The 18,102-nt window shown below is 62.3% G+C and carries 17 protein-coding genes; 4 read left to right on the top strand and 13 right to left on the bottom strand.

What is annotated here, in order from left to right:
* Positions 1–209: 209 nt before the first annotated feature.
* On the bottom strand, positions 210–1,088 hold the full coding sequence (prmA, locus tag AB5Y51_RS20230) for a 50S ribosomal protein L11 methyltransferase (RefSeq protein ID WP_368179076.1): 879 nt from the start codon (positions 1,086–1,088) through the stop codon (positions 210–212).
* 532 nt (positions 1,089–1,620) lie between these two features.
* Positions 1,621–2,637: a zinc-binding alcohol dehydrogenase family protein gene (locus AB5Y51_RS20225; RefSeq protein ID WP_368179074.1), complete on the bottom strand. Its 1,017-nt coding sequence runs from the start codon at positions 2,635–2,637 to the stop codon at positions 1,621–1,623.
* Positions 2,638–2,737: 100 nt separating this feature from the next.
* Here AB5Y51_RS20225 and AB5Y51_RS20220 point away from each other — a divergent pair, with 100 nt between their 5' ends.
* Positions 2,738–3,610: a LysR family transcriptional regulator gene (locus AB5Y51_RS20220; protein WP_042014452.1), complete on the top strand. Its 873-nt coding sequence runs from the start codon at positions 2,738–2,740 to the stop codon at positions 3,608–3,610.
* Here AB5Y51_RS20220 and AB5Y51_RS20215 read toward each other — a convergent pair whose 3' ends face one another.
* From AB5Y51_RS20215 to AB5Y51_RS20165, 11 genes are all read right to left on the bottom strand, one after another.
* The gene (locus AB5Y51_RS20215; protein ID WP_113068883.1) at positions 3,611–5,035 is read right to left on the bottom strand and encodes a PTS transporter subunit EIIC; all 1,425 of its coding nucleotides are present in this window, start codon (positions 5,033–5,035) and stop codon (positions 3,611–3,613) included. It lies immediately after the preceding gene.
* Between the two features lie 87 nt (positions 5,036–5,122).
* Positions 5,123–6,580, bottom strand: a complete 1,458-nt coding sequence (gene panF, locus AB5Y51_RS20210; RefSeq protein ID WP_042014456.1) for a sodium/pantothenate symporter — start codon at positions 6,578–6,580, stop codon at positions 5,123–5,125.
* On the bottom strand, positions 6,570–6,818 hold the full coding sequence (locus AB5Y51_RS20205) for a YhdT family protein (protein ID WP_039040309.1): 249 nt from the start codon (positions 6,816–6,818) through the stop codon (positions 6,570–6,572). Before AB5Y51_RS20205 ends, panF begins: the two co-directional genes overlap by 11 nt.
* A 268-nt stretch (positions 6,819–7,086) precedes the next feature.
* Positions 7,087–8,427, bottom strand: coding sequence for an acetyl-CoA carboxylase biotin carboxylase subunit (gene accC, locus AB5Y51_RS20200; protein WP_010675406.1), 1,341 nt, complete (start codon positions 8,425–8,427; stop codon positions 7,087–7,089).
* Between the two features lie 15 nt (positions 8,428–8,442).
* Complete coding sequence (accB, locus tag AB5Y51_RS20195) at positions 8,443–8,904, bottom strand: acetyl-CoA carboxylase biotin carboxyl carrier protein (protein WP_010675405.1); 462 nt, start codon at positions 8,902–8,904, stop codon at positions 8,443–8,445.
* Between the two features lie 36 nt (positions 8,905–8,940).
* Complete coding sequence (aroQ, locus tag AB5Y51_RS20190) at positions 8,941–9,390, bottom strand: type II 3-dehydroquinate dehydratase (RefSeq protein ID WP_039040307.1); 450 nt, start codon at positions 9,388–9,390, stop codon at positions 8,941–8,943.
* Positions 9,391–9,673: 283 nt separating this feature from the next.
* Positions 9,674–11,620, bottom strand: coding sequence for an acetate--CoA ligase (gene acs / locus AB5Y51_RS20185; protein WP_323891525.1), 1,947 nt, complete (start codon positions 11,618–11,620; stop codon positions 9,674–9,676).
* 176 nt (positions 11,621–11,796) lie between these two features.
* Positions 11,797–13,584: an EAL domain-containing protein gene (locus AB5Y51_RS20180; protein WP_368179071.1), complete on the bottom strand. Its 1,788-nt coding sequence runs from the start codon at positions 13,582–13,584 to the stop codon at positions 11,797–11,799.
* A gap of 106 nt (positions 13,585–13,690) precedes the next feature.
* On the bottom strand, positions 13,691–14,059 hold the full coding sequence (locus AB5Y51_RS20175; protein ID WP_045525778.1) for a hypothetical protein: 369 nt from the start codon (positions 14,057–14,059) through the stop codon (positions 13,691–13,693).
* 7 nt (positions 14,060–14,066) lie between these two features.
* Positions 14,067–14,735, bottom strand: a complete 669-nt coding sequence (gene torD, locus AB5Y51_RS20170; protein WP_039040303.1) for a molecular chaperone TorD — start codon at positions 14,733–14,735, stop codon at positions 14,067–14,069.
* A gap of 150 nt (positions 14,736–14,885) precedes the next feature.
* Positions 14,886–15,173, bottom strand: a complete 288-nt coding sequence (locus AB5Y51_RS20165; RefSeq protein WP_010675399.1) for a hypothetical protein — start codon at positions 15,171–15,173, stop codon at positions 14,886–14,888.
* Positions 15,174–15,514: 341 nt separating this feature from the next.
* Here AB5Y51_RS20165 and glyA point away from each other — a divergent pair, with 341 nt between their 5' ends.
* The 3 genes from glyA (at position 15,515) to nrdR (ending at position 17,874) form a co-directional block, all read left to right on the top strand.
* The gene (gene glyA, locus AB5Y51_RS20160) at positions 15,515–16,768 is read left to right on the top strand and encodes a serine hydroxymethyltransferase (RefSeq protein WP_010675397.1); all 1,254 of its coding nucleotides are present in this window, start codon (positions 15,515–15,517) and stop codon (positions 16,766–16,768) included.
* 87 nt (positions 16,769–16,855) lie between these two features.
* A complete protein-coding gene (locus tag AB5Y51_RS20155) occupies positions 16,856–17,290 on the top strand; it encodes a hypothetical protein (RefSeq protein WP_368173169.1) in 435 nt (144 codons plus the stop codon).
* A 134-nt stretch (positions 17,291–17,424) separates the two neighbouring features.
* On the top strand, positions 17,425–17,874 hold the full coding sequence (gene nrdR, locus AB5Y51_RS20150) for a transcriptional regulator NrdR (RefSeq protein ID WP_010675395.1): 450 nt from the start codon (positions 17,425–17,427) through the stop codon (positions 17,872–17,874).
* The last annotated feature ends 228 nt before the right edge of the window (positions 17,875–18,102 follow it).

The following is an 18,102-nucleotide window of genomic DNA, read 5'->3' as shown; positions in this document are numbered from 1 at the left end:
GCTTGTCAGCCGAGTGTGCGGCTGATGGGTTGGCAACTGCCGTGGCTTGTTGTTTATCAGCCGAGTTTGCGGCCGATGGGTTGGCAACTGCCGTGGCTTGTTGTTTATCAGCCGAGTGTGCGGCCGATGGGTTGGCAGCCACCGTGGCTTGTTGTTTATCAGCCGAGTTTGCGGCTGATGGGTTGGCAGCCACCGTGGCTTGTTGTTTATCAGCCGAGTTTGCGGCCGGAGAGGCGGCACCACTCTTCCTTCACCGCAGTCGGGTCCATGTCGAACCACTGGCCATAGATGGTCTCCAGCTCCGGCGCCTGGCTTTCCAGCACGCCGGAGAGGGCCATCAGGCTGCCCGCCTTGCCGTGGCCGGCGATAAGCGGCGCCAGTTCCCGCAGCGGGCCGGCCAGGATGTTGGCGACCACCACGTCCGCTTCGACGTCTTGCGGCTGATCCGCCGGCAGGTAGAGTTCGATCTGGTCGGCAACGCCATTTCGCTCGGCGTTGTCACGGCTGGCCTGGATGGCCTGAGGATCGATGTCGATGCCGATGACCCGGGCAGCCCCCAGTTTCAGGGCGGCGATGCCGAGGATGCCGGAGCCGCAACCAAAGTCGACGACGGTTTTGCCGGCCAGATCCAGCCCGTCCAGCCACTGCAGGCAGAGCGCCGTGGTGGGGTGGGTACCGGTGCCGAAGGCCAGGCCCGGGTCCAGCATGACGTTGACCGCATCGGGGTTCGGCACGTCTCGCCAGCTCGGGCAGATCCAGAGCCGCTCGCCGAACTGCATGGGGTGGAAGTGATCCATCCACTCGCGCACCCAGTCCTTGTCTTCCAGCTGTTCGACCTTGTAGCCCACGTCTTCGCCGAAGATCTGCTGGAAGAAGGCGATGGTGGGAGCCGGATCGGTTTCGGCGTCGAACAGCCCCATCACTTCGGTCTCGCCCCAGAGCGGGGTTTCACCGGGCATGGGCTCATAGACGGGCACATCCTTGGCATCCATAAAGGTCACCGCCTGGGCCCCACGCCCCAGCAGCATGTTGCTCACCTTGTCTGCGGTCTTGGCAGTGGCGTTGATTCGAATTTGTATCCAGGGCATGGCGTCGGCTCTTCATAAATGTGAAACCGCGGGATTCTATCATCATGGGCCCGTGCTGTCGTGGTTTGACCATGGCCTCATGGGGAAGGGAGGCAACCCTGCCAAGTTGGCACGGTTAATGTATTCCTTCATGGGTGACGGGAAGCAACTTGTTCCCGCTGAATGCTTTGCTCTATGAAGTTCCGTCATCTTTTTTCAGCCACCTTCGGGTGGCTTTTTTTATGCCGGTGCGCTGAAAAGCGGTTAATTGGGAGGGAAAAGCAGAGATTGGCACGCTATCTGCAAAGTTACAGATGTCCTGCATAAGGATATGTGTGTGATTGTTACCCCAACGTTCAGGTTTTTAGGGCCATCCCGACGGGATGGCCTCTTTTTTTATGGTTTTTTCGGGGGAGATGCCCCGTCAGGGACAAAGGTTACCTGCGAGGCTGTGCACTCTTGGGGCTTGTCACTGGTGATTTCACCCCATGATGGTGCATTTATTTACCTAAAAGGGAATAGGCTGGACGGTAAGGCCCGCCTGGGCTGTGCCTCAGCGATGGAAGCCGCTCATGTCGATCACCAGCTTGCCCACCATGCGACCCGCTTCCAGCTCGGCATGAGCCCGGGCCAGGGTGAGGGGCGTCAGTTCGGGCACCACCTTGCTGAGGGTGGTCTTGAGCACCCCTTCATCGACCAGGGCCGCGACCCGGCCGAGCAGGTTGTGCTGCTCTATCATGTCCGGGGTCTGGAACAGGGAGCGGGTAAACATGAACTCCTGGCTGAAGGTGACGCTCTTGGGTTTGAGCAGACCCAGATCCCAGGGTTCACTGGACTCGGCGATGGTGCAGATGTGGCCAAACGGACGGATGAGGCTGGCCATGGTGTTCCAGTGCTGCTCGGTGGCGTTGGTGCAGAAGATGGCATCCACCTCGCTGATGCCGAGTGCCTTGAGCTCCGCCTGCAGATGGTGATGGCTCACCACCTGGTGGGCCCCCATGTCCAGGCACCATTCCCGGGTTTCGGGGCGCGATGCGGTGGCGATCACCTCCATGTCGGTGAGCTGGCGGGCGAGCTGGATGGCGATGGAACCGACTCCGCCGGCGCCCCCGATAATCAGCAGTCGCCCGGTGCTTTCGCGGGTGAGGCTCATGCGCTCGAACAGGGTTTCCCAGGCGGTGATGGCGGTGAGCGGCAGGGCGGCGGCTTCCAGATCGGTCAGGGTGACTGGGGCGATGGCGGCGATGCGCTCGTCCACCAGTTGCAGGGCGCTGTTGCTGCCCGGGCGGCTGATGTCGCCGGCATACCAGACCCTGTCACCGGCCTTGAACAGGGTGACGTCGCTACCGACGGCGATCACCTCGCCCACGGCGTCCCAGCCCAGCACGCGAGGGTTGCTTTCGACCTTGTCCTTGGGGGCACGTACCTTGGTGTCGACCGGATTGATGGAGGTGGCGTTGACCCGTACCAGCAGATCCCGCGGGCCCGGTGTCGGATCGGGCAGATCGCTCTCGATGAAGCAGTGGGGGTGGTTGCTTGGCAGATAGTGAGTCAGGGCGATGGCTTTCATGGCTTTTCCTTTCAAATAGCAGTGTTCGGGATTGCCACTCACTCTAGTCTGGATGATTATCAAGATTAAGATGGGTAATTGGTAAAGACTGTTTGAATATATGAACAATGTCGAACTGGAGTTGATGGGGCTGTTCGCCACCGTGGTGGAGCAGGGGAGCTTCACCGGGGCGGCCGAGGTGCTCGGCATGCCCAAGTCCTCGGTGAGCCAGAAGATCTCGCGCCTCGAATCCCGGCTCGGGGTGAGGTTGCTGCAACGCACCACCCGCAGGCTCAGCCTGACGCCCCAGGGGGAGGTCTATGTGGCCCATTGTCAGGAGCTGCTGGCACTGGCGCGCAGCGCCAATCTGGCGATGGCGCGGTTGCGCGCGGCTCCTGGAGGGCGGGTGCGGATCACTGCTCCCGAAGCCACGGGAACCTTGCTGCTTGGCCGGATACTGGCCGAATTTCGCGCCCTCTACCCCGAGGTGGTGCTGGAGCTAACCCTTTGCGATGAACAGCTGGATCTGGTGGGGGAAGGTTACGATCTGGCGCTGCGGGCAGCGCCGCTGAAAGATTCCAGCCTCATCTGCCGGCGCATCGGCCAGGTGGCGCGCCATCTGGTGGCATCTCCCGGTTACCTGGCGGCCAACGGGACGCCGCTCCAACTCTCGGAGCTGGCCGGACACGCCTGCCTGGTACATGGCTCCTTGCCGGTGTGGCCATTGCAGGAGGGGGGCTGGCGCCCTCGCGGGGCCTGCCAGAGCAACAGCCTGTTGGCGCTGCGAGAGCTGGCACTCCATGACGGGGGGATTGCCCTGCTGCCGGCCCATGTCTGCGGCGACGATCTGGCGGCGGGGCGACTGCTCAAGGTGCTGCCGGATCTCCTGGTTCCGGTGAACCCCTTCTATCTCATCTACCCGAGCCGGGAACACCTGGCCCCCGCCCTTCGCAGCCTGATGGACTTCGTGGCCGAGCGTCTTCCCTTTGCCTGATCACTGGTGCTGGCCAAGGGGAGCCTGAGCCGGTTCGAGACCGAGCGGGACCGACTGGCGTTCCGCCAGCATGCGGATCTGCCCTTCGATGAGGCCGGCATGGGGGCCGAGCACCAGCACCAGCTGATGTTCGTTCAGCACGACCCAGGAGAGGCAGCCCAGTCTGGCCAGGCAGGATTGATCCACCAGGGCCATGTCGCGAACCCGCAGGCTGAGGCGGGTCAGGCAGACGCTCATGGCCTGCAGGTTGTCCATCCCCCCCAGCATCTTGAGGTACTGGATAGCCAGCATCTGGGGATCGGTGGGGGCCACGGTCGCGAGCCGGGAGAGATCCTCGGCGATGGGCTTGCCCGGCAGACTGAGGGGAGCGTGTTCCAGCAGCCGGTAGAAGAGCAGGGCATAGACGACGAAGAAGAGGATGCCCAGGGGGATGAGCCAGAAGCTGTGCAGACCGGCGTGGTAGCTCAGCACCAGGTCCAGCAATCCGGCAGAAAAGTAGCTGCCCACCTGGATGTCGAGCCCGCTGCAGATGGCCAGCGACAGCCCGGTCAGCAGGGCATGGGCCAGAAATAGCCAGGGAGCGGTGAAGGCAAACAGGAACTCGATGGGCTCCGTGATGCCCACCAGTGCCGAGGTGAGCGCCAGGGTGAGCAGCAGCCCTCCCTGGGGCAGTTGCTGCATCCGCTGGCGATGGATCCAGATGGCAAAACAGGCACCGGGCAGGCCGAACATGATGACCGGATAGAGCCCGGCCACATAGCCTTCATGCAGTGGCTGGGCGGTCGAGAGGGCTTGCAGGTTGCTCTCCCCGAGCCCGATGAGGCTGCCCAGCACCTGGTGCAGACCGAGGGGGATCAGCAGCCGGTTCAGCACGCCGTAGCAGAAGGCGCCAAATGGCGTGGTGAGCAGATCGGAGGCGAGCAGGGTGAGCCCCTGTTCCAGCAGCGGCCAGAGGATGGAGAGGGGGATCACCAGCAGCAGGCAGGCCAGCGCCGAGAGCAACATGCCCGGCAGATCTTCCTGCAGGGGGCGCAACCAGCCCGGTAGCCGCAGAGCGCGGGCCCGGGAGCAGACCATGGCGGTGACGAGCCCGGCCAGCAGGCCGCAGATCATGTCCGCATGCAGCCCGGGCACCAGGGTGCCCAGCGCCGAGCTCAGCAGCAGGAAGTTGACCGCACCGGCGAGCGCCTGAGCTCCTTGCCCCTGGCGACTCAACCCGAAGGCGATGGCCACCGCATAGATGAGCGGCATCTGGCTGAACAGGGCGCGACCGGCGAGGGAGAGCACGGCGAGATCCAGCACGTCCGGCTGGCCGAGCCGGTGGAGCAGGGCGGCCAGGGGCAGGATGGAGACGGGCAGCAACAGGGCATAGCCGAGGCGCTGCAGGGACTGGGTCAGGATCTTTCTGGCGTTCTGGACTGGCATGGGGGCACGGTATTTGTGACGTGGCGCACATTTTACCCGTGAGCCCCCATTTGGGAATAGGCGAGCCTTCCTTTATTGATCCTTTTCTTAATTTTGATCAAACAATCGACGGACACGCTGATCCGGGGCAGGAGTGAGCAGGCTGACCAGGACAAAGGCCGCCAGGCCAAGGGCCAGGCTCGGGACGATGGCGTGCAGACCGGCCACCTTGATCCCCCACTGGCTCAAGGTACCGTAGCAGAGGATGCCGCAGACCATGCTGGCCAGGGCTCCCGGGCCGTTGGCCCTGGACCAGTAGAGGCCGAGCACCAGGGGCCAGAGGAAGACCGCCTGCAGGCCGCCGAAGGCGAGCAGGTTGAGCCAGATGATCATCTCGGGGGGTTGGAGCGCCGCAAGCAGCACCAGGGTACCCAGGATCAGGGTGCAGAGCAGGGAGAGGCGCGGCACCCGGACCTCCAGCTTCTCCTGCCTGGGGTTGAGGTAATTGAGGTAGAGATCTTTCACCAGGGTGGCGGAGGCCTGGATCAGCTGGGAGTCGATAGTGGACATGATGGCCGCCATGGGGGCCGCAAGGAAGACCCCGGCCAGCCAGGGGGGGAGCACCTCCATCATCAGGGAGGGCATGATCTTGTCCGGGCTGTCCATGCCGGGCAGGATGGCGCGGCCCAGTGCCCCGGCCAGGTGCATGCCGAACATCAGCAGAGCGCAGACGATGGTGCCGATGAGGATGCCCCGGTGCAGCGCCTTGCTGTCCCGGTAGCCAAAGCAGCGCAGCGCCGAGTGGGGCAAGCCCACCACCCCGATGCAGACCAGCACCCAGAAGCTCAGCATGAAGGGTTGGGTCAGCATGTCGCCGGCCCCCTGGGGGCTCACCAGCTTGGGATCTATCTCCTTGAGCTGGTGGACAAGATTCGGCAACCCGTCACCGGCGATGAGGATGCCCGCCAGCAGGGCGCCAGTGCCGATGAGCATGACGATGCCCTGCAGGGCATCCGTCATCACCACGGCGCGAAAGCCGCCGATCACCGTGTAGAGCAGCACGCAACTGGCAAACAGGAAGAGCCCCTGCTGATAGCTGAGGCCGGTCGCCGTTTCCAGCAGGCGGGCGCCGCCGATGAACTGCACCACCATGGTGGCGATGAAGGCGAGGATGATGGTGACCGAACCCAGCACGACCACCGCCCTGCTCTGGTAGCGGGCCCACAGCATGTCGTTGATAGTCACCGCGTTGACCCGGCGGGCGATGATGGCGAACTTCTTGCCAAGCACCCCCAGGGTGAGCCAGACAGTGGGCAGCTGGATCATCGCCAGCAACACCCAGCCGAGGCCGACCTTGTAGGCGGCACCCGGCCCGCCGATGAAGGACGATGCAGAGGTATAAGTGGCCACCAGGGTCATGGCGAGCACCAGCCCCCCCATGCTGCGGTTGCCGATGAAGTACTCCTGCATGAAGTTGCCGCCGGTCCGGTGGCGACTGGCCCAGAAACCGACCCCCAGTACCAGCACAAGATAGATGCAGAGCGGCAGCATAAGCTCAAGATTCATGGGGTGGTACCTCGCTATCCAGGGGAATATCGACGAACAGGCGATCCACCATGAGGGCGCAGAGGCCGATGAACAGCAGCGGCATCAGGATGCAACTGAGCAGGAACCAGAGGGGCAGGTCCCACAGCTCGAGATCCTCGGGGATGAAATAAGCCGAGCCATACCAGGCGACAAAGTAGAGCAGGGTCAGCAGCAGGCAGAAGGCTGCTTCCCGACGGGCGAGTGCGAAACGGTTCACTGTGGCCTCCGACGAGTGAGCGGGGCGCAAGAATAACAAAAAAGGGCCATGTCGCCATGGCCCTTTTTTACGTTGGCGATCCGGGTGGATCGCGCAATATCCCGATGAAAGGGGTCTTTGCAGACCCGACTTCTTGTGCAGGGAGTGGCTGCTCATGCGGCCACCGTGCTCAATGGGCCGGGCCTCAAGCCATTACAGACCCAACTTCTTGTGCAGGTAGTGGCTGCTCTGTGCTGCCACCGTGCTCAATGGGTCGGGTCTCAAGCCATTACAGACCCAACTTCTTGTGCAGGTAGTGGATGTTGGTGCCACCGTGCTGGAAGTTTTCGTCCTTCATGATCTCTTTTTGCAGGGCGATGTTGGTCTTGATCCCTTCCACCACCAGCTCGTCGAGGGAGTGACGCATGCGGGCGATGGCCACGTCGCGGTTCTCCCCATAGCAGATCAGCTTGCCGATCATGGAGTCGTAGTAGGGGGGGACCTTGTAACCCGCATAGATGTGGGATTCCCAGCGCACGCCCAGGCCGCCCGGCGCGTGGAAGCGCTGGATGAGACCGGGAGAGGGCAAGAAGGTGGCCGGATCTTCGGCATTGATCCGGCACTCGATGGCATGGCCACGGATGCGGATGTCCTGCTGGGTGATCGACAGGGGCTGACCGGCGGCAATGCGCAGCTGCTCCTTGATGAGGTCGACGCCGGTGACCATCTCGGTGACCGGATGTTCCACCTGGATACGGGTGTTCATCTCGATGAAATAGAACTCGCCGTTCTCGTACAGGAACTCGAAGGTACCCGCACCGCGGTAGCCGATCTCGAGACAGGCGCGCACGCAGCGCTCACCGATGAACTTGCGCATCTCGTCGGTGATGCCGGGGGCCGGCGCCTCTTCCACGACCTTCTGGTGACGGCGCTGCATGGAGCAGTCCCGCTCACCCAGATAGAGGGCGGTACCCTGACCGTCAGCCAGCACCTGGATCTCGATGTGGCGCGGGTTCTCCAGGTACTTCTCCATGTAGACCATGTCGTTCTTGAAGAACTGGCCCGCTTCGGATTTGGTCAGCGCGATGGCGGAGGCCAGTTCGGCCTCGTTGCGCACCACGCGCATGCCGCGACCACCACCGCCACCGGCGGCCTTAATGATCACCGGATACCCGATCCGCTTGGCGATGGCGGCGTTGCGCTTGGCATCGTTGTCCACCGGGCCGTCGGAACCGGGTACGCAGGGCACGCCCGCCTTCTTCATCGCCTCAATGGCGGAGACCTTGTCACCCATCAGGCGAATGGTCTCGGCGCGCGGGCCGATGAAGATGAAGCCGGATTTCTCGACCACTTCGGCGAAGTCGGCATTCTCGGAGAGGAAGCCGTAGCCCGGGTGGATGGCGACGGCACCGGTCACCTCGGCGGCGGCGATGATGGCCGGCACATTGAGGTAGGACTCACCGCTGGCAGGTTTGCCGATGCAGATGGTTTCGTCCGCCAGGAGCACATGCTTGAGCTCCCGATCGGCAGTGGAGTGAACGGCCACTGTCTTGATCCCGAGCTCTTTGCAGGCGCGCAGGATCCGCAGGGCAATTTCACCGCGGTTGGCGATGACTACTTTGTCCAACATGGGTGGCATTTTCCCTTATTCGATGATGAACAGCGGCTCGTCAAACTCGACGGCCTGACCATTTTCAACCAGGATCGCTTTGATCACGCCGGCCTTGTCAGACTCGATTTGGTTCATCATTTTCATGGCTTCGACGATGCACAGGGTGTCGCCGACATTGACGTGCTGACCGACTTCCACGAACGGCTTGGCTTCCGGGCTGGAGGAGCGGTAGAAGGAGCCCACCATGGGGGAGCGCATCAGATGACCGCTTGGGGCGGCATCGGCAGCAGGTGCAGCGGCTGCTGCCGGAGCAGCGGCAACCGGTGCGGCAACCTGAGCTGCGGCCTGGGGCATGATCATCTGCGGGGCAACGCTAACCTGGCCGGAGAAATTACGGCTGATGCGAACGGACTCTTCCCCTTCGGAGATTTCCAGCTCGGCGATGCCGGACTCTTCAACCAGTTCAATCAGCTTCTTGATTTTGCGGATATCCATTAGCATTCTCTTTCTTCTTTATCTGATCAGTGATTATCAAGCCGCGCGCAACTGATGCACGGCCGCGGTTAAAGCGAATTGGTAACCATCGGCACCCAACCCGCAGATCACCCCCTTGGCGACATCAGACAGATAGGAGTGATGACGGAAGGGCTCCCTGGCATGAACGTTTGACAGGTGAACCTCGATAAAGGGGATGGCCACACCCAGCAGGGCATCGCGCAGGGCAACGCTGGTATGGGTGAAGGCGGCGGGATTGATGATGATGAAATCCACCTGGCCCATGGCCTGATGGATGCGGCCGATCAGCTCGTGCTCGGCATTGGATTGCAGATGTTCCAGGGTGACACCGAGTTCGCTGGCGCTGCGCGTCAGATCGGCGACGATCTCATCGAGCGTCTTGCTGCCGTAGATTCCCGGTTCCCGCTTGCCCAGCAGATTCAGATTGGGGCCGTTAAGCAGGAGGATTCGGTGATGTTGCGACATATTGAGTACATCCTCGATGATTATGCTGCTATCTATCAGCTATCTTTGGACTACCAAAAATCTAGCCAATTTTTGCACAAATCGGTGTGCCCTGACACACAGATTTCGCAATTATATTGATTTCGTGAAAATTAGCAGCATTTTACTGGTCTAATCTCTACATCTGGCTATTTATTGGCCTGGTTTGCCCGCAAGCCCGGCCTGCCACCGAACTCTGCTCTGTCCGGATCCCGAAGACAACAAAGCCGGCACGTGGCCGGCTCTGTTTACGTGTGGAAGAGACTCACGCCGCTTCCGACTTCTCGCGGATCAGCTTGTCCACGACCCCCGGATCCGCCAGGGTGGAGATATCCCCCAGGCTGTCGGTTTCGCCGGTGGCGATCTTGCGCAAGATACGCCGCATGATCTTGCCGGATCGGGTCTTGGGCAGCCCCTCGGCCCAGTGGATCACGTCCGGGGTCGCGATGGCGCCAATCTCCTTGCGCACCCACTCCTTCACTTCCTTGTGCAGCTCGCGGCTCGGCTCTTCCCCGGCGATCAGGGTGACATAGGCGTAGATGCCCTGTCCCTTGATCTCGTGGGGAACACCCACCACCGCCGCTTCGGCGATCTTCGGATGGGCCACCAGAGCGGACTCGATTTCGGCGGTGCCCATGCGGTGGCCGGAGACGTTGAGTACATCATCCACCCGGCCGGTGATCCAGTAGTAGCCGTCCTCGTCGCGACGGGCACCGTCGCCGGTGAAGTAGCGACCCGGGAAGGTGGAGAAGTAGGTCTGCTCGAAGCGCTCGTGATCGCCGAACACGGTACGCATCTGGCCGGGCCAGGAGTCGGTGATCACCAGGTTGCCCTCGGTGGCGCCCTCCAGCGGCTCACCCAGGTTGTCCACCAAAGCAGGCTGTACTCCGAAGAAGGGACGGGTGGCCGAGCCGGGCTTGAGCGCGGTGACGCCGGGCAGCGGAGTGATGAGGATGCCGCCGGTCTCGGTCTGCCACCAGGTGTCGACGATGGGGCAGCGCTCGTCGCCGATGGTGCGGTAGTACCACTCCCAGGCTTCCGGGTTGATGGGTTCACCCACCGACCCCATGATGCGCAGGCTGGTGCGGGAAGTGCCTTCGACAGCCTCCTTGCCCTTGGCCATCAGTGCGCGAATGGCGGTGGGGGCGGTATAGAGGATGGTGACCTGGTGTTTGTCCACCACCTGACTCATGCGGTTGGTGGCCGGGTAGTTGGGCACCCCTTCGAACATGACGGTGGTGGCGCCGTTGGCCAGCGGCCCGTAGACCAGATAGGAGTGACCGGTGACCCAACCCACGTCGGCGGTACACCAGTAGATGTCCTCTTCGTGGTAGTCGAACACGTACTTGAAGGTGAGGGCGGCATAGACCAGATAGCCGCCCGTGGTGTGCAGCACACCCTTGGGCTTGCCGGTGGAGCCGGAGGTGTAGAGCACGAACAGGGGATCTTCGGCGCCCATGGCTTCGGGCGGACAATCCGGGCTGGCGGCGTTGACCGCATCATGCCACCAGATGTCTCTGTGCTCGTGCCAGGCCACGTTGCCACCGGTGCGCTTGAGGACGATCACCTTGCTGACCTTGGTATCCGGGTGGGTAAGGGCCTCATCCACGTTCTTCTTGAGGGGGATGGGGCGACCGCCTCGCAACCCCTCATCGGCGGTGATGACGATGGAGGCGCCGGAGTCGATGATGCGGCCCGAGAGCGCCTCCGGCGAGAAGCCGCCGAAGACGATGCTGTGCACGGCCCCGATGCGGGTACAGGCCAGCATGGCGATGGCCGCCTCCGGCACCATGGGCATATAAAGGCAGACCATGTGGCCACGCTTGACCCCCTGGGCTTTGAGCACGTTGGCAAACTTGCACACTTCGGCGTGCAGTTCGCGATAGGTGATCTTGCGATCTTCGGCCGGGTTGTCCCCTTCCCAGATGATGGCGACTTTGTCGCCGCGCTCGCTCAGATGACGATCCAGGCAGTTGGCCGAGACGTTGAGCAGACCATCCTCATACCACTTGATGGAGACGTGGCCCGGATCGTAGGAGGTGTTCTTGACGCGGGTGTAGGGGGCCATCCAGTCGAGGATCTTGCCCTGCTCCCCCCAGAAGGCGTCCGGATCCTGCACCGATGCCTGATACATGGCTTCATAACCTTCCTTGTCCAGCAGGGCGCCGTTGCCGATGTGGGCCTTGACCGGGTAGACCTTGCTCTCGCTCATCTCTCACTCCTGTGAATACATTTTCTTAATGATTGAGTAACAACTTATACCTTTGGTTCCCGAGGGCAATTAGACTTTTGGATAGCGACGAAGATAGCGGCCCGGAAGGCCATGATGAGGAAGGAGAAGGGAGCCATGGGCTCCCTTCTTTGCGTGCGTGGTGGCGCGGCCAAGGCTCAATGGCGGAGGGGGAGCAGGGGAGGCAGGCTGGGTTCTGGCAGGGGATGGCTGAACAGGTAGCCCTGTCCCTCTTCGCAACGCAGGGATTGCAGGAACTGGCGCTGGGGCTGGGTTTCTATCCCTTCCGCCGTGACGGCCATGCCGAGGGAACTGGCCAGCTGGACTATGGTCCGGCACAGCTCGCGGCTGTGCTTGTCGTCGGGCAACGCCTGGACGAAGGCCCTGTCTATCTTGATGCGATCGATGGGCAGGCTCCTGAGCAGGCTCAGGGAGGAGAAACCGGTGCCGAAGTCGTCGATGGCGATCTGCACCCCCAGCGCCTTGAGACGGGTGAAGAGCCGCAGACTGTGATCCACGCTCTGGATGATGCTCTCGGTCACCTCGATCTCCAGCCGCTCGGCAGGAAAACCGGTCTCGGCCAGAATGGCTGTCACCCGCTCCACGTAGTCGTGGGAGCGCATCTCCCTGACCGACACATTGACCGAGAGCCTGGGCACGGCGAGCCCTTCGGTTAGCCACTGCTGCCCTTGCCGGCAGGCGGTGCGCATCACCCATTCGCCCAGTGGTTCGATGAGACCGCACTCCTCTGCCACCGGAATGAAACGGTCCGGGGATATCATGCCAAGGCTGGGATGCTGCCAGCGGATCAGGGCCTCCAGGCCGCTGAGATGACCATCCGCCAGATCCGTCATGGGTTGGTAGAGCAGGCGAAACTCTTGCTGCTCAATGGCCTTGAGCAGTCCCTGCTCCAGCAGCATCCGCTCCCTGGTCTGTGCCGTCATGTCGGGGGAGTGGAACAGATAGCCGTTGCGGCCACGGCGCTTGGCTTCATGCATGGCGTTGTCCGCCGCGCTGATAAGGCTGTCCGGGGTCTGGCCATGCTCCGGATAGAGGGAGACGCCGATGCTGGCGGAGAGCCTCACCCGCTCCTGGGCGATGTCGGCGGGATCGTGCAGCCTGCGTTGCAACCCCTCGATGAGACCCAGCAGATCCTGGGTGTCTCTGATGGCGGGCAGCAACACCAGAAATTCGTCTGCCCCCAGCCGGATGGCGATGTCTCCGGGGCGCAGGCAGTGGCGAATGCGGTCTGCCGACAGCTTGAGCAGCAGATCGCCGGCACTGTGCCCCAGGTTGTCGTTGATGAGCTTGAAGCCGTCGAGATCGATGAACAGCAGCGCCAGGACGTGGTGGTTCACCCTGGCCGTCTCTATCTCCAGGGTGAGGCGCTCTTGCAGTAGATGGCGATTGCCGAGATCGGTGAGAGGATCGTAATAGGAGAGGTGCTGCAAGCGGGCTTCGGCCTGATAGAGACGCAGTGCATGAAGGTGGGTCATCTCCTGCAGGCCGGGGGACGCGGGTGCGTCGAGGTGGGTGCTTGTCTGTACGGACTCCCTCATCACGAGGAAGATGCCGCTGAAGGTGCCCTCCTCATCCAGCACGGAGCTGACGCTCACTTGCCAGCGTGCCGGGGAGGCCGCGCGGGAGAGACCGACCATCTCCACCTCAAATGTGCATCGGGGGGGACCTTGCCGCAGTTGCTGAAACAGCGGGAGCAGCTGGGGAGTCTGGGCAGGGACAATGTCGAACAGCGTCTTGCCCGGGTGCTCTGCCCGCGCGAGGCCGGTCAGTTCGGCAAAGCGTCCGTTGACGTCGCGACACCTGAATTCGTGATCGAAGACCCCAATCCCGACGGGCGCCTGGGCGAACAGCTGTTGCAACTCGTAGGGAGAGAGCGGGCCTGACAAATGCCGTGTCGGAACCGATTCGGGCAGCACTTTTTCCATGGGGGCTCCTGAATTGATTGCTTTGTCATTTGGACGACTGTGTCAGTATGGCAGGAAGTGTCAGGAGAGAAAGAAAGTGTGAGAAGGGTGTGAAATCAACGAGATGTCAGCCTTTCTGGCGGCCAAACGCCTGGATCCCGCGAACAAATACCAGCCAGCCCACCAGATGAAACGGCAACGCCATGGCGTAGAGCACCAGCCAGTGGCTCTCGGTGCCGCTGCTGTTGATGAAATCTGTCCAGGCGGCGAGCAGGGCCAGCATGCCCGCTATCTGGAAGCGGCGACGCAGCACCACTTCCACCCCGAGATTGGCGAGGTAGAGGGTCAGCAGGATGCCGGCAAAGCCGGTGAGCTGGGCGGTGCCGTAGAGCGCGCGGTCCGGGTTGAACAGCAGCGTCACGAGGGGAGTGAGACCCTGATCCAGCGGGATCAGGGCCAGCAGCCAGCATGCGATAAGAAGCAGGGCTGTCTTCATGCCGGGCTCAGTCGGCGGACGGTGCCGGTTTGACCAGGGAGAGGTAGTTGGCGTCCATCTTGAGGAACACCCCCAGCAGGCGGGCACTGGCACCGTAGAAGCCAAACGTGTCGGCGGCCCGGCAGGCCTGCTCGAAGCGCTCGAACCAGCCCAGCAGGTGACCGTGCAGCAGGGACTCCTGCTCGCCAAGCCACGCCTCGCGCTGGTCGGCGGTGGTCGACTCGGCGGCGCGGATGATGAGGCTGCCCATCAGATCCAGCTCGATGGCCAGATGATCGGCAGGCTCATTGTACTTGTCGCTGACATTGATGCCGAGGCGATCGAGGCGTGCCTGCATCTCGGTCATGGGGGCCTGCATCAGCTGCTTGCCTTCGCCCCGGTAGAGGGATTCGTAGGGCAGGGCACCCTGCCCGGGAGCGCTCAGGAACAGGCCGGCGAAGTCGGCGGCCAGCGCCGTCTGGCGCTCGGGGCGCACCAGCAGGCGGGCGATGGCGTCGTTGAGCTCGGCCACGGCTTCGCGCATGGGGTCGAGAGTAGAGAGGCTCTTCAAGAAGCTGCGCACGTCATAGGTGTCGTATTCAGCGATCTGTGCATCACTGAGTTCGGCAGCAAACAGGGTGGAAAACCACCAATAAAGCTCGGCCCGGCGTTCGCTGGTCGCCATGAATTCCTGCATTTTTCCTCCGTGGATGACAATCGGGAGCCTTGATGGCCCCCGATTCTAACGACTTTAAAAATAAAGGAAACTCATGGGGCCTTTTGGCCGGATAGCGCCAGGAGAGGGGGTCGCTATTGCGGGATCACCGTGGGCGACGAGGAGGCCGACCTACTCCTCGACGCGATAGAGCACCTGCTTGCAACGGGGGCAGATGTGCTGGCGGCGGTAATCCATCTGGTGCACCAGGCCGACCTCCCGCTGCTGATGATGACCGCAATGGATGCAGAAGATGAGATCCCCGTCGGCGGCGCCGGGATGGGCCGCCAGGTACTGCTCCCGGGTGGGAAGTGTCTCCCAGTTGGCGGTGCAGGCACCCTTGCGGCTGGCGGTGTAGTAGACCCAGTAGAAGAGAGCGAAGACCGCGACAATCACGAACAGCATCAGATGATCCATCATGGCGTTTCCCCTTGTGTTCCGGGATGGCAGGGAGCGACACCCGCTCGTGCAGATGTCCCATGGCCTAAAGATGTTATCTGTTAGTAAATGCTATATCCATGATCTGGCTCTGGTTTCTATCGCCTTGCCCGGGAAGCGGGGACGATCGCTGGAGCCGGATTGCGGGTGTGTGGAGGTCGGGGGGATGAGCGAAGCCAGGGGGCGGGATTCGAAATTTGCGACGTATTTTACATTTTATAAACAATTTTTTGGGTGGTTGGACTGTCTCTTTGATCCAGCTCACGTTACAATGCGCGGGCCCACTTCACCTATCGCGCAAACGATTTTCAGGAGATAAACGGATGTTGAAACGTGACATGACCATCGCCGGCTATGATCCAGAGCTGTGGCAGGCCATCACAGACGAGACCCGTCGTCAGGAAGAGCACATCGAGCTGATTGCGTCCGAGAACTACACCAGCCCCCGCGTCATGGAAGCCCAGGGCTCCCAGTTGACCAACAAGTACGCCGAAGGCTACCCGGCCAAGCGTTACTACGGCGGTTGCGAGTATGTGGATGTGGTTGAAACCCTGGCCATCGAGCGCGCCAAAGAGCTGTTCGGTGCCACCTACGCCAACGTGCAGCCACACTCCGGCTCCCAGGCCAACAGCGCCGTCTACATGGCCCTGCTGCAACCGGGCGACACCGTGCTCGGCATGAACCTGGCCCACGGCGGTCACTTGACCCACGGCTCCCCCGTCAACTTCTCCGGCAAGCTGTACAACATCATCCCCTACGGCATCGACGAGTCCGGCAAGATCGACTACGACGAGATGGAGCGCCTGGCCGTTGAGCACAAGCCGAAGATGATGATCGGCGGCTTCTCCGCCTACTCCGGCATCGTCGACTGGGCCCGCATGCGCGAAATCGCCGACAAGATCGGTGCTTACCTGTTCGTGGACATGGCCCACGTGGCCGGTCTGATTGCCGCCGGCGTCTACCCGAACCCGGTGCCCCACGCTCACGTGGTCACCTCCACCACCCACAAGACCCTGGCCGGTCCGCGCGGTGGTCTGATCCTCTCCGCCGCGGACGACGAAGATCTGTACAAGAAGCTGAACTCCGCCGTTTTCCCGGGTGGTCAGGGCGGCCCGCTGATGCACGTCATCGCCGGCAAGGCCGTGGCCTTCAAGGAAGCGCTGGAGCCCGAGTTCAAGACCTACCAGGCCCAGGTCGTGAAGAACGCCAAGGCCATGGCGGCGACCTTTATCGAGCGCGGCTACAAGATCGTCTCCGGCGGCACCGACAACCATCTGATGCTGGTTGACCTGATCGGTCGCGAGCTGACCGGCAAAGATGCCGATGCAGCCCTCGGCAAGGCCAACATCACCGTCAACAAGAACTCGGTACCGAACGACCCGCGTTCCCCGTTCGTGACCTCCGGCGTGCGTATCGGCACCCCGGCCATCACCCGCCGCGGCTTCAAGGAAGCCGAGTCCATCCAGTTGGCCAACTGGATCTGCGACGTGCTGGACAGCCACGACAACGAAGAAGTGCTGGCGACCGTGCGCGAGAAGGTGCTGGACATCTGCCGCCGCTTCCCGGTCTACGCATAATCAGCCTGACCTTCAGGTTGAAGACCAATGCCACCCTCGGGTGGCATTGTTTTTTGCAGCGCCTGGCAAGATGAGACAGAGGTGACCATGTGCAATGACATGGAAGAGGACGTGCTGGAGGCGTCACTGCGGCAGACGGTTCGCGCCCAGTACCACTTTCGCGCCAGCGAACAGGGGCTGCTGGCCTGGGATGTGCGCCGTTTGATCCGGCTGAGCCGCAACCTGCCGGTGCAGGCGGTGGCACTCGGCGAGATTGCCGAGCTTGACCGCGACCACTGGTACGGCCATGGCGACGCCACGCCCACGGTGCGCAGCGTGGTGGCGCATTGCCAGCTCATGATGGCGGCGGATCTCGCCTATCCCATCCTGCTGGACAGCGCCGGTCGGGTGATGGATGGCATGCACCGGGTGGGTAAGGCGCTGATGCTGGGCCACAGCCATGTGGCTGCTCGCCGGTTCGCGGCGGATCCTGCCCCCGATTACCAGGATTGCGACCCCGAGGCGTTGCCCTATGACGACTGAGTCCTGCCCGAAGGTCTGGCTGGTTGTCCCTTGTTTTCATGGGCTTTTACCGGCTCTGGATGGCCGTGTTACACTGGCCGGCCTAGCGCCAGCCCCCGGGGCCTGCGCCCATTTTCATCCACGCCGGAGGTCAGATGCATTGCCCTTTCTGTAGTGCCGTTGATACCAAGGTGATCGATTCCCGTCTGGTGGCCGAGGGCCATCAGGTGCGCCGCCGTCGCGAATGCCTGCTCTGTCACGAGCGTTTTACCACCTTCGAAATGGCCGAACTGGTCATGCCCCGCGTCATCAAGTCCAACGGCTCCCGCGAGCCCTTCAACGAAGACAAGCTGCGGGCCGGCATTCTGCGGGCGCTGGAGAAGCGGCCGGTGAGCATGGAGGCCATCGAGAAGGCGGTCAACCACATCAAGTCCCGCCTGCGGGCCACCGGCGAGCGTGAAGTCGCCTCCCAATTAGTGGGCAATCTGGTGATGGATGAGCTCAAGAGCCTGGACAAGGTGGCCTACATCCGCTTTGCCTCCGTCTACCGCAGCTTTGAAGACATTCGCGAATTCGGGGAAGAGATCGCCAAGCTGGAGAAGTAACGCCGGCCTGTCGCTCCCTATGTGAATAAGAGAGGGGCTGCCGTTGCGGCAGCGCCAGTTGTTACACCAGTGAGACATCCAGATAGCGCATCGTTGCACTGGTGAAAGAGTATGAGGGCGTGCGGCCGCATCCTGCGATGTGTGTGTCCGTCGCCATGGCGTCAGATGCCATGGCCGATCTGCCCGAGAAGGCGTGCGGCAAGCGCGTACACCCTATTTTCTTGTCCC

It is taken from the genome of Aeromonas sp. R7-1 (assembly GCF_040908115.1).
GTDB classification, from domain to species: Bacteria; Pseudomonadota; Gammaproteobacteria; order Enterobacterales; family Aeromonadaceae; genus Aeromonas; species Aeromonas caviae.
This window is presented reverse-complemented; position numbering and strand designations above follow the sequence as displayed.

Coding starts and splice junctions, on each gene's coding strand:
- AB5Y51_RS20215 (WP_113068883.1), bottom strand. CDS start 5,035: ATGCCAGTCCAGAACGCCAGAAAGATCCTGACCCAGTCCCTGCAGCGC.
- panF (WP_042014456.1), bottom strand. CDS start 6,580: ATGAATCTTGAGCTTATGCTGCCGCTCTGCATCTATCTTGTGCTGGTA.
- AB5Y51_RS20175 (WP_045525778.1), bottom strand. CDS start 14,059: ATGAAGACAGCCCTGCTTCTTATCGCATGCTGGCTGCTGGCCCTGATC.
- AB5Y51_RS20220 (WP_042014452.1), top strand. CDS start 2,738: ATGAACAATGTCGAACTGGAGTTGATGGGGCTGTTCGCCACCGTGGTG.
- acs (WP_323891525.1), bottom strand. CDS start 11,620: ATGAGCGAGAGCAAGGTCTACCCGGTCAAGGCCCACATCGGCAACGGC.
- AB5Y51_RS20180 (WP_368179071.1), bottom strand. CDS start 13,584: ATGGAAAAAGTGCTGCCCGAATCGGTTCCGACACGGCATTTGTCAGGC.
- accB (WP_010675405.1), bottom strand. CDS start 8,904: ATGGATATCCGCAAAATCAAGAAGCTGATTGAACTGGTTGAAGAGTCC.
- AB5Y51_RS20155 (WP_368173169.1), top strand. CDS start 16,856: ATGTGCAATGACATGGAAGAGGACGTGCTGGAGGCGTCACTGCGGCAG.
- AB5Y51_RS20225 (WP_368179074.1), bottom strand. CDS start 2,637: ATGAAAGCCATCGCCCTGACTCACTATCTGCCAAGCAACCACCCCCAC.
- accC (WP_010675406.1), bottom strand. CDS start 8,427: ATGTTGGACAAAGTAGTCATCGCCAACCGCGGTGAAATTGCCCTGCGG.
- torD (WP_039040303.1), bottom strand. CDS start 14,735: ATGCAGGAATTCATGGCGACCAGCGAACGCCGGGCCGAGCTTTATTGG.
- nrdR (WP_010675395.1), top strand. CDS start 17,425: ATGCATTGCCCTTTCTGTAGTGCCGTTGATACCAAGGTGATCGATTCC.
- aroQ (WP_039040307.1), bottom strand. CDS start 9,390: ATGTCGCAACATCACCGAATCCTCCTGCTTAACGGCCCCAATCTGAAT.
- prmA (WP_368179076.1), bottom strand. CDS start 1,088: ATGCCCTGGATACAAATTCGAATCAACGCCACTGCCAAGACCGCAGAC.
- AB5Y51_RS20165 (WP_010675399.1), bottom strand. CDS start 15,173: ATGATGGATCATCTGATGCTGTTCGTGATTGTCGCGGTCTTCGCTCTC.
- glyA (WP_010675397.1), top strand. CDS start 15,515: ATGTTGAAACGTGACATGACCATCGCCGGCTATGATCCAGAGCTGTGG.